The 531-nt window shown below is 50.3% G+C and carries 1 protein-coding gene; it reads left to right on the plus strand.

The annotated features are described in order from the left end of the window. On the plus strand, window positions 1–531 hold a 531-nt coding region (gene rsmE, locus ACFOY6_RS24315), incomplete at both ends, for a 16S rRNA (uracil(1498)-N(3))-methyltransferase (RefSeq protein WP_379652484.1).

A 531-nucleotide genomic window follows, 5' to 3' on the forward strand; every position in this document is an offset into this window, starting at 1 on the left:
CTGGGTAGTGAAACAGATAACCGTGAGTCACCACTGTTTTTACATCTGGGCCAGGTGATGTCCCGTGGCGAAAAAATGGAATTTACTATTCAGAAATCCATTGAGCTGGGCGTCAATGTGATTACCCCCCTGTTCTCGGAACGTTGTGGAGTGAAACTGGATGCAGAACGCCTGAATAAAAAACTGCAGCAATGGCAAAAAATTGCGATTGGCGCCTGTGAACAGTGTGGGCGCAACCAGATTCCAGAAATACGTCCCGTAATGAACCTGGAAACCTGGTGCCAGGAACAGGATGATGCACTGAAGATCAATCTTCACCCGCGCGCCAGTGCCAGTATCAATACGCTCCCTCTGCCAGTTGAACGGGTGCGGTTGCTTATTGGGCCTGAAGGTGGATTATCGGCAGAAGAGATTGCCATGACTGCGCGTTATCAGTTTACTGATATTCTGTTAGGACCGCGTGTGCTGCGTACAGAAACCACCGCCCTTACTGCAATCACCGCACTGCAGGTGCGTTTTGGTGATTTGGGC

Origin of the sequence: Teichococcus aestuarii (genome assembly GCF_042651065.1) — a bacterium.
Lineage (GTDB): Bacteria > Pseudomonadota > Alphaproteobacteria > Acetobacterales > Acetobacteraceae > Pseudoroseomonas > Pseudoroseomonas aestuarii.